Consider the following 12,891-nt stretch of genomic DNA (forward strand, 5'->3'; position numbering starts at 1 on the left):
TGCATCTCTTATGGCCGGGCCGCCTGGGAGCACCCGGGTTGCGGCTGGTTTCAAAGCGTTTCATTCACCTTCTCCCCGTCGAATACGCAGCCGAGAAACCCGGCGATCTTGCGGGCATCACGGATCGCGTTGGCAAGGCACATCGTCGCGCCGGGCGACGGGGTGATATTGAACAGCAAGCCTTCGTCGCTGTCGATCGCTGCCTCGCCAAGCACCAGGCGACGCGCGGCACGGTCGATCAGCTGCGGCCGCAGGCCGCCGACGCCGCGCGCATAGCGCAAATCCGCCATGCGCAATGCCGGCAGTATTTTTCGCGCTGCCTGTGCAAATAGCGCAGCCCGCAGCAGCGGGATTTCGTACAGCAGATTACGCACCATGTAGCGGCGTATTTCCGCCACACCGAGGATACCAGCAAACGTGCCGAACGTGCCGGCATCAAGCCGCATCGTACGCAAGAACCCGGGCACGCTCGCCCAGCGCCTGCGTTCGAGGAAAGGCACGAGCAGCGCGGTGGGGCCCAGCCGCATCCACTGTCGATGCTCGATGTCCGGGTCGGCGTGGAGGGCGGCAAACGGAAGATGCTCGCTTTGCACCGTATAGACCTTGCCGCGCACCCGGCACCGCGCATGAAAAAAACTGCCCGCCACCGGCAGGATCGAATACTGCCACCCGTAGCCCATGTTCTGTGCGAAGCCCAGGCTGTGCGCGCCGGCGCACACCGCCACGAACTGCGCGTATAGAGCACCTCTCGAGGTGTGCAGCACATAGCCTTCCGCCGTGCGCGCAATATCCCGCACACGGCAGGAGAGATATACCTCCAATCCGCCGTGTTGCGCCTGCGCGCGTTGCAGAAAGAAGCGCGTGAGACGGCCGAAATCCACTGCGCACCAGGAATCCGGGGAAGCCAGCGCAGCCAGTTCCTCGCGTCGGTTGCCGGCCACGTCCGGCTCGACTCCGGCGATACCCGCCCGGTCCAGCAGATGCAAATCGGGATACAAGGCCTGGAACCGCCCATGGCGTTCGCGCAGCGCTGCGCACTCTACTTCGCCCACCCCCAGCACCATCTTCGGCATGCGGTGCAGAATCGCTTCCGCCGCTTCTGAGGTCACGCAACGCACGAGCATGTCTGCCGCCTGTTTCACCTCGGCGGCTTTTTTCAGGCTGTAGTTGGTTTCGATGTCCCCGTAGTGCAGGGTCTGGCTGTTCTGGCTTGCGGCAGAATTGATCGCCGCGGGATGGTGCGACTTTTCCACCAGGACAAGCGAGGAGACCCCGGTGTAGCGCGTCAGCACGTAGGCCAGCGCGGCCCCGGAAACGCCGCCGCCGATGATGGCAACCTGATATGCGGGATGGGCCATGATGGGAATGAGTCCAGACTCGTCTCCATCATAGTCCAATCCGTTTCTAGCTGTCGTGCCAGGCCGCCGCCACGGCGGGCGGAATGCGCTCGATCAGGCGCGTATCGAAGGGCTTGGGCAGAATGTAGTCTGGGCCGAACTCCAGATGCTCAAGCCCGTAGGCGGCGAGCACGTCGCGCGGGACCGGCTCGCGCGCAAGTGCGGCCAGCGCATGCACCGCGGCAATCAGCATGTCGCGGGTAACGTGGCGGGCGCGTGCATCGAGGACGCCACGAAAAATAAACGGAAATCCCAGCACGTTGTTGACCTGGTTCGGAAAGTCCGAACGCCCGGTCGCCATGATGAGATCCTGGCGCACGGATTTCGCAGTGTCGGGATGAATTTCGGGATCGGGGTTGGACAGGGCGAAGATCACCGGCCTGTCCGCCATGCTTCCCACCATCTCCCGTGTCACCAGGTCCGGTCCCGAAACGCCGACGAGAACATCCGCCCCGCGCATGGCGTCGCTCAGCGTCCGGCGGTCCGTGGTATGGGCGAAGAGCTGCTTGTAGACGTTGAGATCGCTGCGCCCTGCGTGGATGACGCCCTGGCGGTCCACCATCAGGATATTTTCCGGCTTGGCGCCCATCGCCACCAGAAGCCGCATGGAAGCAATGCCGGCCGCGCCCGCGCCGAGACAGACAATGCGCGCCAGCTCCAGTTTCTTGCCCTGCAGGTGCAGCGAATTGATGAGTCCGGCACAGATGATGGTGGCGGTGCCATGCTGGTCGTCGTGAAACACCGGGATGTCGAGCCGCTCGGTCAGGGCCTGCTCGATTTCGAAGCAGTGCGGCGCAGCGATGTCTTCGAGGTTGATGCCGCCGAAGGTCGGCGCAATGGCTTCCACCACCTTGATGAAATCCTGCGGAGTCTCGGCGTTGACTTCGATGTCGTAGACGTCGATGCCGGCGAACTGCTTGAACAGCACACCCTTGCCTTCCATCACCGGTTTCGCGGCAAGGGGACCGAGGTTGCCCAGCCCGAGGATCGCGGTGCCATCGGTGATCACCGCGACCAGATTGCCCTTGTTAGTGTAGTCGTAGGCTTTCGCGGGATCTTTCGCGATTTCCAGCACCGGCTGCGCCACGCCAGGTGTGTAGGCAAGCGACAGGTCCTCCTGGGTGGAACACGGTTTGGAGGATTCGACGGAGAGCTTGCCGGGCTTGGGCAGGCGATGATAATCGAGGGCTTTTTTCTTGAGGTCGGCTTGACTCATGACGGCAAAAAACTGGCTGAATAAACAAGCCGTCATTATCGCGGATTTATTCGCGTTACGCCGCGCATTGAGGCGCGCGACCGGGCTGCCTCAATCTTTCCAGATCTTGAGCTGTGCGCGCAGGCGCGCCACCGCCTGCGAATGCAGCTGGCACACGCGCGATTCGGAGACGCCGAGCACGGCGCCGATTTCCTTCAGGTTCATGTCCTGTTCGTAATACATGCCCATCATGCTGCGCTCGCGCTCGGGCAGATGATGGATCGCGGCAATCAGGCTGTCGCGGAAACCTTCGTCTTCCAGCACCGCGAGCGGATCGCTGCTGCCGTCGACCAGATAGCGCTCCAGGAAGCTGGCGCTGTCCTCATCGGAAAAATCCTCGTAATACAGCAGCTGGGAGCATTTCACATCGCCCAGCATGGACTGGTACTGATCGATCGGCATGCCCAGCTCGGCGGAAATTTCCTGCTCGGATGGCGCCTTGCCGTTGCGCTGCTCCAGCCGGTGGATGGCGGCTTCGATCTGCCGCGATTTCTGCCGCACGTGGCGCGGCAGCCAGTCGGCCTCGCGCAGCTCGTCGAGCATGGCGCCACGGATGCGCTGGGTGGCATAGGATTCGAACTGCGCGCCCTGGGTCCCGTCGAAACGGCCGACCGCGTCCATCAGGCCGATCAGTCCGACCTGGATGAGGTCGTCGACTTCCACGCTGGCAGGCAGGCGCGCCATCATGTGATACGCAATGCGCTTGACCAGCGGCGCATGTTTCGTGATTTGTTCGTCTTTTGACGAGGCTTTGTCAGCCATGTTTCAGGACCATTTTCTATATTTTTCCTGTTTTATCAACGAGCCGCCAAGCTCGCCTCCTCGCTTGCCATTCTAACGGCAAGTGCGGCAAATACGCCATCTTCGTGGGCCGCACTGTAAATGGCTTGCGCGAACCGCGGGTCAAGAAAGTGGCTGCAGGCAGCGCACACACGATCACACGCGGCGGCGGCGCCCAGCAAGCCGATGCTGTACACCGCCTCGGCCCGGGACAAGGTCTTGAGCAAGGTATAGGCGCGCAGCATCGATTCGTGCGTAGCGTTCACCTCAATGACCACGGCATGGGTTGCGCCGGGCATCAGCGCCAGATCATCGTCCGCCTTCAGCCCGGCGTCGAACACTACGGCATCGTAGTCCTGGGCAATGCCTGCCAGGGCAGGTTCGTCCGCCCTTGCGCCGGGCGCATGCCAGCCGTCGCCATGCGGCAGCGGCAGCGTGTGCACCTGTCCGCGTTCAAGCTGCTGGCGCCAGCCGAACAGGCTGCGGGCAGGCGAGTCGGCCAGTAGCCGTCCACGGGCATCGACCAACAACGAAATCCAGCCGCGCTGGTGCAGCGCCAGCGCCAGGCGGGATGTGGATTGGACGGAGTCGACAAAACACTGAATGCAGCGTAGCGGCTGCCGGGCGCTGCGCCGCCGCAGCCCGGCGGCCTGGTCAGCCGGCACTTGTGCCCTTCGGGGCAAGGCGCTCTGTGCGCTCGGCCTCGACGCCAGCAAACAGCGGCCAGTCTTCGGCCTGCAGCGCATACGGCGTGGCAAGCTGGCCGCCTTTCAAGGCACGGTCGACCAGGTAGGTGGCGCTGGGCGCGTGCAGATCTTCCGGTACGCGCTGGCCACCGCTGATGAACGCCAGCGGCAGGCGATGGCGGATCAGGCTGTCGAGCGCCGCCCCGAGTTGCGGGGCTTCATCGAGTTTGGTGAGGATGCAGGCAGCCGCACCCTGGCCGAAACGCGTCATCGCCTGCTCGATTGCTGCGCCCTGCTGGCCGGCAGAAATCACCGCAAGGCGGCGCACGCCGAGGGCATCGAGCGCCTGCCCCTCGCGGGTGCGCGGGTCGGACGGCGAAAAGCCGGCCGTATCGACCAGCACCAGTTTTTTGGCAGCAAGTTCGGGCAACAGGCGCGCCAGCCGGTCCGGGTCTTCCGCCACGTGCAGCGACACGCCCAGCAGGTCGGCATACACCGTCAATTGCGCCGTCGCGCCGATGCGGTAGGCGTCGGCCGCCACCAGCGCCACCTGGGCTGCGCCGTGCCTATCCGCCGCGCGGGCGGCGAGCTTGGCCAGCGTGGTGGTTTTGCCCGAGCCGGTGGAACCCACCAGCGCGTAGCATCCCCCCTTGGCCAGCAGATCGACTTCGCGTCCCGGTACCGGCAGATTGCGGATCAGCACTTGGCGCAGCCAGCGCAAGGCAGCATCGGTATCGAGCCCGCGCGGCAAACGCGCGGCCAGGGTACGGGCGAGCGCGCTGCCAAAACCGGCGGCGAACAGGGTCTGCATCACGGCCACCCGCGCCGGATCGCGCCGCCGCGCCGATCCCCAGGCAAAACCCGCCAGCTGATTCTGCAGCAGGCCGCGCAGGCGCGCCAGCTCATTCAGGATACGCGAGGCGCCGGTCGCGTCCGGCGCCTCGCCGGCAGGCTGCGTCGCCAGATCGCCGTAGGCACTGGCCAGCAGCTCGACGCCCTGCGGATGCGGCCGGGTGGCCAGCACCACGGCGTCGTCGCCCAGTTCGCGGCGAATGCGCGCCAGGCCTTCGCGCGCATTCGCCGCCACGAATACCTGCGCGCTCATGCTCCCTCCTCGATGCTCAGTTCCGTGCTCACCTGCACCATTTTATCGGCAGGCACCTCGGCATACGCGATCACCGACAGCTGCGGCAGGTGGCGCCGCAACAATCGCGACAGGATGGCGCGCAGGCCGGGAGAAACCAGCAGAACCGGCGGGTAGCCTGCCTCCTCCTGCTCGGCCAGCGCACGTTCGGCCGCGTCGTTCAGCACATCCAGCGTGGCGGGCGACAGCAGGGCTTCGCCTTCGTCGCCCATCTCGTTCAGCAAACGGGTTTCGCTGGGTGCGGCCAGGCCGATGACGTGCAGCGTGTTGCCACCTTCGAACAGGCGGTCGACGATGCTGCGTCCTAACGCCGCGCGCACGGTTTCCACCAGTTCGTCGATCGCCTGGTTTTTCGGCGCGCGCGCCGCCAGCGTTTCGAACAGGGTGCGGGTATCGCGGATCGAGACGTTTTCCGCGATCAGCTGCTGCAGCACCGCCTGCACGCTGGTCAGCGGCAGATGGCGCGGCGTCACGTCCTCGACCAGCCCGGGATGGCTGCGCGCCAGCGTGTCGAGCAGTTGCTGCACTTCGGTGCGTCCCAGCAGTTCCGGCGCGTTCTGACGGAACACCGCTTCGACCTGGCGCGCGACAAGCTCGGCCGGTTCCAGCACGACAAAACCGCGCAGCTCGGCTTCCTTCTCCCGCCCCGCCTCGATCCAGACCCCGCCCAGCCCGGTCAGCGGATCGGTCCCCGGCGTCCCGTCGATGCTCCCCAGCACCTCTCCCATGTCCACCGCCAGCACCTGACCGGCAGGCAATTCGCCGTGCGCCACGTCGACGCCCTTGAGGGTGATGCGGTAGCTGTTGGGCTTGAGGTCGAGGTTGTCGCGCACACGGATCAGCGGCACCACCAGTCCCATGTCGGTGGCAAAGCGGCGGCGCGCCTCGGTGATACGGGTCAGGGCCGCACCGCCATGGTTGCGGTCGACCAGCGGAATCAGCCGATAGCCGACTTCGAGCGCCAGCACGTCGACCGGCGGGATGTCGTCCCAGGTGACGTCGGCCGGTGCGGCCTCCTCTTCCAGCAACGCCAGCGGCTCGACATCGAATGCCGTGTTCTGACGGCGCTGCAGCCAGAACCCCAGCCCGCCCAGCACGGCGGCGATGGTCAGAAACGCCAGATGCGGCGTCCCCGGAATCAGTCCCAGCACGCCCAGCACTGCAGCCGCGACATACAGCGTCTGCGGACGGCCGAATATCTGGGTGGAAAATTCGCGACTCAGATCCTGTTCACTCGATGCGCGGCTCACCACGATGCCTGCCGCGGTCGAAATGATCAGCGCGGGAATCTGCGTCACCAGCCCGTCGCCCACCGTCAGCAGCGCATAACGCCCAAGCGCTTCGGTGATCCCCAGGTTGTGCTGCAGCAGGCCGACCGCAATGCCGCCGATCAGGTTGACCACGAGGATGATCATGCCGGCGATGGCGTCGCCGCGCACGAACTTCGAGGCGCCGTCCATCGCGCCGTAAAAGTCGGCCTCGCGGCCGATCTCGTGGCGGCGTGCGCGGGCTTCGCTTTCGTTGATAAAGCCCGCATTCAGGTCGGCATCGACCGCCAGCTGTTTGCCCGGCATCGAATCGAGAGTGAAGCGCGCCGCCACCTCGGCAATGCGCCCGGCACCCTTGGTGATGACGACGAAATTGATGATGACCAGGATCAGGAACACCACGAAGCCGACTGCGATATTGCCGCCGACCAGGAAATTGCCGAACGATTCGATCACCTTGCCCGCTGCGTCCGGGCCGGTATGCCCCTGCATCAGGATGATGCGGGTCGACGCCACGTTGAGCGACAGGCGCAGCAGCGTGGTCAGCAGCAGCACCGTGGGGAAGACCGAAAAATCCAGCGGGCGCCGCGCGTTCAGGCTCACCAGCAGCACGATCATCGCCAGCGCGATGTTGAGCGTGAACAGCACATCGAGCATGAAGGTGGGCAGCGGCAGCACCATCATCGCCAGAATCAGCAGTACCAGCCCGGGCACTGCCAGCCGGTTAACCGGCATGCCCAGCACCATCACGCCCTGCGCGTTCATCCGATCACCTCGTCAATCGTTCCGGGCATCACGTTTGTCTCCTCGCCCTCTGGGAGAGGGCGCTGCCCCGCCCGTTGCTGACGGCCGCGCAGCCGAGCCCGCATTTCCGGATGGACCTCGGATTCGCGTGCCTCGGCCAGCACTTCCTGCCAGGTCATCGCGTGACGCCGCAGGTAGCGCCACCAGCGCCAGCCGGCGTCGAGTGCCGCTGACAGCGCCAGCGCCGCCGTCAGTGCCAGCACGCCACGCCCCACCCAGGCGGCGGTCGCAGGCAGTGCCACGCCGGTCCCGCTGCTGGCCAGATCCTGCAGCTCCGGCCAGCCGCTTGCCAGCGCCCAGCCCACAGCAGCGACGGCGAGCACCAGCTTGAGCAGCGCCTGCGTTCCATCAAACAGAAAATCGACGGAAAGTAGCCGGGTAAAGGACTTGAAAGGCTCGGCGCGACTGACCTGGGGCGCAAACACCCATCCAGAGAGCAGTATCGGCGCCACCAGTGCAGCGAAAAAAATGACGGCCAGCAGCGGCAGCAAAGCCCACAGCGCTGACCAAACCGTTTCAAGAAAAACCGGAGAAAGCGGCCTCGCCGCGTGAATGAACGCCGCCTCGGTCATCGCCTGCAGGGCATTCAACAGCTGCGGCGCCAGCCAGCCCAGCATGCCCAGCGCCGACAGCAGCACGACCCACGCCGTGAGTTCGGCAGAGCGCGGCACGTCGCCCGCGCTGCGCGCCTGCTGCAGGCGCTGCGGACTTGCCGGTTCGGTACGGGAAAGATCAGTCTCCGCGGCCATGCTTGTCTCGAATTTTGGGGGAGTCTAGCACGAGGCGGGACAGGCTTCCTGCCGTCTAAACAGCAGGCGCCCCGGTCGCATGGCAGGGTTTTCGATTGTGCTGGCCGTCAATCCGCCTGATTTCAGCTACGCCGGCTGGCGTTAAGGAATATCAAAAGCGGGACGATGAATCAGGCGGCATGTTGCCCGGTTAATTGACCTCGTCGATCCACGCCATCTGGATCGCCTCAAGAATTTTCTCGCCGGAATGGTTGGGGTCGTCGTCGAAATCGGGCAATTCCATCACCCAGCCATGCAGGTCGGTGAAACGGATGGTGCGCGGGTCGATTTCGGGATGCGCCTCGGCGAGTTCGATGGCGATGTCGAGGGTGTCCGTCCACTTCATGTCAATGCCCCTCCTTGACCATGTTGATGGTGTATTTGGGAATTTCGATCACCAGGTCGTTGCTGGCCACGCGCGCCTGGCACGACAGCCGCGACTGCGGCTCCAGGCCCCAGGCCTTGTCGAGCAGATCGTCCTCTTCTTCGGTGGAGGACGCCAGTGAATTGAAGCCTTCGCGCACGATGACGTGGCAGGTGGTGCAGGCGCAGGATTTCTCGCAGGCGTGCTCGATCTCGACGCCGTTGGCGAGCAAGGTGTCGCAGATGGTGTCGCCGGGTTTGGCATCGATCACGGTGCCTTCGGGGCAGAGTTCGACGTGGGGCAGTACGATGAGTTGAGGCATGGCTTTTTGAATACGACTGAATTGGGATACGGTCAGGCGGCTTTGGATTGCCGGCTCGGCAAGGCGGTAAGCGCGCCATCCCATAATTGTAACCGCGCGTCGACGGCGGTTTCGGCCGCTGCTTCGGCCTCGCGCCATTTCCCCGGGTCATCGCCACACAGGGCGGCGAGCAGGCGCAGCGACAGCGGCGCGTGGGAATCCCCATCCAGATGAACGTGGCGCTTGAGGTAATAGTGGAAGCTCGGCGCCTGCGCTTCGGTCACCGCCATGCGCGACAGCAGCGCGCGGAACATCGACGGGATGATGTGCTCACGGCCCAGCGCCAGCGCGGCGGCAACGGCGTGCGGCTTGCCGCTGGCAAGAAAATCGAAGGTGGTGCGGGTGAAAGCGACGGACGGCGCGGGCGCCAGGCCTGCGTCGAGGGCCGCGGCGATCCCCTGCTCCGCCACCTTCTGCACGAAGCGCGCAGGCACGCCGGCATCGGCGCCGATTTCGCGCATGGCGGCGAGATACAGCATGAAGTGGCTGGTATGGCCTTCCTGTCCCGGCGGCGCGACGTCGGTTTCCTCTTCAAGCACCATCTCGTTGATGAAGCGCTGCACCGCGGCGTCGCTGCCCGGCATCCACGGCCAGCGTGCGGGCGCGACTTCGTTCTGCAGATACTTGATCAGCGACATGAAGTCCCATACCGAATAGACGTGATGCTGCATGAACACGCGCAGGTCGCCCGGCGTGGCGACGGCCGCATAGATCGGGTGCGCGTCGAGCCGCACCCGCAGGGATTCGATGAAATCTGCATTCAACATAATCGGATTCAACCAAAAGTTTCCAGTTTTTGCCCGGCCATCGCCCGGCGTACGTTTCGATCCATGCGGCGCTGGGCGAATTCGGTGGAGGCCGCATTCAGCGCTTCGATGCCGCGCTTGATGGTCAGATGATGGTCGAGTCCGGCATCGGGACTCGACAGCAGGCGTTCAAGGGCGCCGATGCCGGCTTCGATCGCCGCGCTTTCCGCCGCGTCAAGCAGTGCGCCATCTTCCGCCATGGCCGCGCGGGTAGCGGCGATCAGGCCCTGCGCATCGACGATCTGCTCATTCAGCGCGCGCGCATACATGTCGTCCTTGGCGTGGGTGAAGGCGTCCTTCAGCATGCGGGTGATGTCCTCGTCGCCCAGCCCGTACGAGGGCTTGACCTGCACGCTCGCTTCGACGCCGCTGCTCTGTTCGCGCGCCGACACCGACAGCAGCCCGTCGGCATCGACCTGGAAGGTGACGCGAATGCGTGCCGCGCCCGCCACCATCGGCGGGATGCCGCGCAGCTCGAAGCGTGCCAGCGAGCGGCAGTCGGACGCGAGTTCGCGCTCGCCCTGCAGCACGTGCACGCTCATCGCGGTCTGGCCGTCCTTGAAGGTGGTGAATTCCTGCGCACGTGCGGTGGGAATGGTGGTATTGCGCGGGATGACCTTCTCGGTCAGCCCGCCCATGGTTTCCAGCCCCAGCGACAGCGGAATCACGTCGAGCAGCAGCCAGTCGTCGCCGGCGCGATTGCCCGCCAGCACATCGGCCTGCATGGCCGCGCCAAGCGCGACGACCTTGTCGGGATCGAGGTTGGTCAGCGGGGTCTGCCTGAAGAAATCGGCCACTGCCTGGCGCACGCACGGCATGCGCGTCGAACCGCCCACCATCACCACGCCTTTCACCGCGTCCGCGGCCAGGCCCGCATCGCGCAGGGCCTTGCGGGTGGGGGCGAGCGTCTTGTTGACCAGGCCCGCGGTCATGGCGTTGAACGCGGCCTGGGTGAGCGTCGCGTCCATCATTTCACCGGTCGACAGCACCGCGGTGACGCGCACCTCGGTATGTTCGGTCAGAGCTTCCTTGGCGTCGCGCGCCTTGGTCAGCAACAGCCGCATGTCGCCCGCCGACAGTGGCTCGAAACGACCCTGCTCGAGCATCCAGCAGAAGATGCGCTGATCGAAGTCGTCGCCGCCCAGTGCCGAGTCGCCGTTGGTGGCCAGCACCTCGAACACGCCTTTCGACAGTCTCAGGATGGAAATGTCGAACGTACCGCCGCCAAGGTCGTACACCGCATAGACCCCCTCCGACGCGTTGTCGAGGCCGTAGGCGATCGCCGCCGCAGTCGGCTCGTTCAGCAGGCGCAGCACGTTGAGGCCGGCAAGTTGAGCGGCATCCTTGGTGGCCTGGCGCTGGGCGTCGTCGAAATACGCCGGCACGGTAATCACCGCGCCGACCAGCTCGCCATCCAGTGCGGCTTGCGCGCGCTGGCGCAGAGCTTTCAGGACTTCGGCCGACACTTCGACCGGGCTTTTCACTCCGGCGGCCGTTCTCAACTGCACCATGCCGGGCGCATCAACGAAGCGATACGGCAGACTGGCGATGTCCTTGATATCGGCGATGCCACGCCCCATGAAGCGTTTGACCGAAACGATGGTGTTATGCGGATCGCTGTTTTGCGCGGATTTCGCGGCATAGCCCACGTCGACCTGGCCCGTTGCGTGATAACGCACGACCGAAGGCAGCAGCGAATGCCCTGCTTCGTCATCCAGCACCACGGCCAGGCCGGAACGCACCGTGGACACCAGCGAATTGGTGGTGCCAAGATCGATGCCTACCGCCAGCCGATGCTGGTGGGGAGCGGTGGACATGCCGGGTTCGGCAATCTGCAGCAGAGCCATCTTAACTTTCCAGTTCTTCGTAGACGTCGCCGACTTCGGCGATGAGTTTGTCCATGAATCGCAGCTGGCGCACGGCTTCGGAGGCCGCCGCAAAATCGTGCGCCGTGTCGATCAGCTCGGCCAGTTGCGCCTCGATGCGGCGATGCGCGGCGCGCAGGTCGCCGGACAAGGCGTCCAGCGCGGTTACGCTTTTGTCCGCGCGGGCGTCCTCGATTGACTCCCGCCATTCCATCTGCTGCACCAGGAATGCCGGGGACATTTTGGTGTTGTCGGCAGCGAGCGCGTCGATTCCCTGCAAACGCAGCAGATACACGCCCCGGTTCACTGGGTGCTTGAGCGTCTGGTACGCCTCGTTCACCTGCGTCGCCCACTGCATCGCCACCCGCTGTTCGGCCCCCGGCTGCGCGGCAAAACGATCCGGGTGGACCGTGGTCTGCAGTTCGCGGTAGGCGGCGTCGAGCCGGGCCCGGTCCAGCACATACGCTTGCGGCAGGCCGAACAGTTCGAAGTATGTCTGGGAGAAATCCATGTTCAGGGGGCGGGGGTTAGGAATCAGGATCTAGGGACTAAGGAAGGTGCGGCCCCAGGCCGCACCCACGGTTAAGGCGCGAAGCACAAAGCCCCCTAAATCCTAGCCCCTGGCTCGTAGCCCCTGCCGTTCAGACGTTGAACGACTCGCCACAACCACACTCGTTTTTCACGTTCGGGTTGTTGAACTTGAAACCCTCGTTCAGGCCTTCGCGGGCGTAATCGAGCTCGGTGCCGTCGATGTAAGTCAGACTTTTCGGGTCGACGAAGACGGTGACGCCATGACTGGTGAACACCTCGTCTCCTTCCGGTACCTCGTCGGCAAACTCCAGCTTGTAGGCCATGCCGGAGCAGCCAGTGGTGCGCACGCCGAGGCGGATGCCGACGCCCTTGCCGCGTTTTGCAATGAAGTTGGTGACATGTTGCGCTGCGCGTTCGGAAAGTGTGACAGCCATCATTTACTCCTGGCTATGCTTCTGCTTGTAGTCGGCAACCGCGGCCTTGATCGCGTCTTCGGCGAGGATCGAGCAGTGGATCTTGACCGGCGGCAGCGCGAGTTCCTCGGCGATCGCGGTGTTCTTGATTTCCATCGCCTGGTCGAGCGTCTTGCCCTTGACCCATTCGGTCACCAGCGAGGACGAGGCGATCGCCGAACCGCAGCCGTAGGTCTTGAACTTGGCGTCTTCGATCAGGCCATCCTTGCCGACCTTGATCTGCAGCTTCATCACGTCGCCGCAGGCAGGCGCGCCGACCATGCCGGTACCGACATCCTCGTCTTCCTTGCCGAAAGAGCCGACGTTGCGGGGGTTTTCGTAGTGATCGAGTACTTTATCGCTGTAGGACATGGTGTTCTCCTTTACATC

General features: G+C 64.6%; 14 protein-coding genes. All 14 read right to left on the reverse strand.

Annotation, left to right across the window (positions count from 1 at the left end; all coding sequences use genetic code 11):
• Nucleotides 1–50: 50 nt before the first annotated feature.
• Entirely contained in the window at nucleotides 51–1,358 is a 1,308-nt protein-coding gene (locus B059_RS18765) for an FAD-dependent oxidoreductase (RefSeq protein WP_018077334.1), read from the reverse strand.
• Nucleotides 1,359–1,404: 46 nt separating this feature from the next.
• Nucleotides 1,405–2,613: a malic enzyme-like NAD(P)-binding protein gene (locus tag B059_RS0105965; protein ID WP_026177339.1), complete on the reverse strand. Its 1,209-nt coding sequence runs from the start codon at nucleotides 2,611–2,613 to the stop codon at nucleotides 1,405–1,407.
• 90 nt (nucleotides 2,614–2,703) lie between these two features.
• Nucleotides 2,704–3,414 carry an RNA polymerase sigma factor FliA gene (locus B059_RS0105970; RefSeq protein WP_018077336.1) on the reverse strand — a complete coding sequence of 237 codons (711 nt, stop codon included), beginning with the start codon at nucleotides 3,412–3,414 and terminating at the stop codon, nucleotides 2,704–2,706.
• 35 nt (nucleotides 3,415–3,449) lie between these two features.
• The gene (locus tag B059_RS0105975; protein ID WP_018077337.1) at nucleotides 3,450–4,097 is read right to left on the reverse strand and encodes a P-loop NTPase family protein; all 648 of its coding nucleotides are present in this window, start codon (nucleotides 4,095–4,097) and stop codon (nucleotides 3,450–3,452) included.
• Nucleotides 4,087–5,223, reverse strand: coding sequence for a flagellar biosynthesis GTPase FlhF (gene flhF, locus B059_RS0105980; protein WP_018077338.1), 1,137 nt, complete (start codon nucleotides 5,221–5,223; stop codon nucleotides 4,087–4,089). The genes B059_RS0105975 and flhF overlap by 11 nt, the downstream gene beginning before the upstream one ends.
• Nucleotides 5,220–7,295 (reverse strand): flagellar biosynthesis protein FlhA, encoded by a 2,076-nt coding sequence (flhA, locus tag B059_RS0105985; protein ID WP_018077339.1) that lies wholly within the window; start codon nucleotides 7,293–7,295, stop codon nucleotides 5,220–5,222. Before flhA ends, flhF begins: the two co-directional genes overlap by 4 nt.
• A complete protein-coding gene (locus B059_RS0105990) occupies nucleotides 7,292–8,083 on the reverse strand; it encodes an EscU/YscU/HrcU family type III secretion system export apparatus switch protein (protein ID WP_018077340.1) in 792 nt (263 codons plus the stop codon). Before B059_RS0105990 ends, flhA begins: the two co-directional genes overlap by 4 nt.
• Before the next feature lie 190 nt (nucleotides 8,084–8,273).
• Complete coding sequence (iscX, locus tag B059_RS0105995; RefSeq protein WP_018077341.1) at nucleotides 8,274–8,468, reverse strand: Fe-S cluster assembly protein IscX; 195 nt, start codon at nucleotides 8,466–8,468, stop codon at nucleotides 8,274–8,276.
• A 1-nt stretch (nucleotide 8,469) separates the two neighbouring features.
• Complete coding sequence (fdx, locus tag B059_RS0106000; protein ID WP_018077342.1) at nucleotides 8,470–8,808, reverse strand: ISC system 2Fe-2S type ferredoxin; 339 nt, start codon at nucleotides 8,806–8,808, stop codon at nucleotides 8,470–8,472.
• Nucleotides 8,809–8,840: 32 nt separating this feature from the next.
• Nucleotides 8,841–9,614, reverse strand: coding sequence for a DUF3050 domain-containing protein (locus B059_RS0106005; protein ID WP_018077343.1), 774 nt, complete (start codon nucleotides 9,612–9,614; stop codon nucleotides 8,841–8,843).
• Nucleotides 9,615–9,622: 8 nt separating this feature from the next.
• Nucleotides 9,623–11,500 (reverse strand): Fe-S protein assembly chaperone HscA, encoded by a 1,878-nt coding sequence (gene hscA / locus B059_RS0106010; RefSeq protein ID WP_018077344.1) that lies wholly within the window; start codon nucleotides 11,498–11,500, stop codon nucleotides 9,623–9,625.
• Between the two features lies 1 nt (nucleotide 11,501).
• Nucleotides 11,502–12,029: a Fe-S protein assembly co-chaperone HscB gene (gene hscB, locus B059_RS0106015; protein ID WP_018077345.1), complete on the reverse strand. Its 528-nt coding sequence runs from the start codon at nucleotides 12,027–12,029 to the stop codon at nucleotides 11,502–11,504.
• Between the two features lie 130 nt (nucleotides 12,030–12,159).
• On the reverse strand, nucleotides 12,160–12,483 hold the full coding sequence (gene iscA, locus B059_RS0106020) for an iron-sulfur cluster assembly protein IscA (protein WP_026177341.1): 324 nt from the start codon (nucleotides 12,481–12,483) through the stop codon (nucleotides 12,160–12,162).
• A 3-nt stretch (nucleotides 12,484–12,486) separates the two neighbouring features.
• Nucleotides 12,487–12,873 (reverse strand): Fe-S cluster assembly scaffold IscU, encoded by a 387-nt coding sequence (gene iscU / locus B059_RS0106025; RefSeq protein ID WP_018077347.1) that lies wholly within the window; start codon nucleotides 12,871–12,873, stop codon nucleotides 12,487–12,489.
• Nucleotides 12,874–12,891 lie beyond the last annotated feature (18 nt).

The sequence above is a fragment of the Thiobacillus denitrificans DSM 12475 genome (assembly GCF_000376425.1).
In the GTDB taxonomy this organism is placed as follows: Bacteria; Pseudomonadota; Gammaproteobacteria; order Burkholderiales; family Thiobacillaceae; genus Thiobacillus; species Thiobacillus denitrificans.

Coding starts and splice junctions, on each gene's coding strand:
- B059_RS0105965 (WP_026177339.1), bottom strand. CDS start 2,613: ATGAGTCAAGCCGACCTCAAGAAAAAAGCCCTCGATTATCATCGCCTG.
- iscX (WP_018077341.1), bottom strand. CDS start 8,468: ATGAAGTGGACGGACACCCTCGACATCGCCATCGAACTCGCCGAGGCG.
- hscB (WP_018077345.1), bottom strand. CDS start 12,029: ATGGATTTCTCCCAGACATACTTCGAACTGTTCGGCCTGCCGCAAGCG.
- B059_RS0105990 (WP_018077340.1), bottom strand. CDS start 8,083: ATGGCCGCGGAGACTGATCTTTCCCGTACCGAACCGGCAAGTCCGCAG.
- iscA (WP_026177341.1), bottom strand. CDS start 12,483: ATGGCTGTCACACTTTCCGAACGCGCAGCGCAACATGTCACCAACTTC.
- B059_RS0105970 (WP_018077336.1), bottom strand. CDS start 3,414: ATGGCTGACAAAGCCTCGTCAAAAGACGAACAAATCACGAAACATGCG.
- flhA (WP_018077339.1), bottom strand. CDS start 7,295: ATGAACGCGCAGGGCGTGATGGTGCTGGGCATGCCGGTTAACCGGCTG.
- iscU (WP_018077347.1), bottom strand. CDS start 12,873: ATGTCCTACAGCGATAAAGTACTCGATCACTACGAAAACCCCCGCAAC.
- B059_RS18765 (WP_018077334.1), bottom strand. CDS start 1,358: ATGGCCCATCCCGCATATCAGGTTGCCATCATCGGCGGCGGCGTTTCC.
- hscA (WP_018077344.1), bottom strand. CDS start 11,500: ATGGCTCTGCTGCAGATTGCCGAACCCGGCATGTCCACCGCTCCCCAC.
- flhF (WP_018077338.1), bottom strand. CDS start 5,223: ATGAGCGCGCAGGTATTCGTGGCGGCGAATGCGCGCGAAGGCCTGGCG.
- fdx (WP_018077342.1), bottom strand. CDS start 8,808: ATGCCTCAACTCATCGTACTGCCCCACGTCGAACTCTGCCCCGAAGGC.
- B059_RS0106005 (WP_018077343.1), bottom strand. CDS start 9,614: ATGTTGAATGCAGATTTCATCGAATCCCTGCGGGTGCGGCTCGACGCG.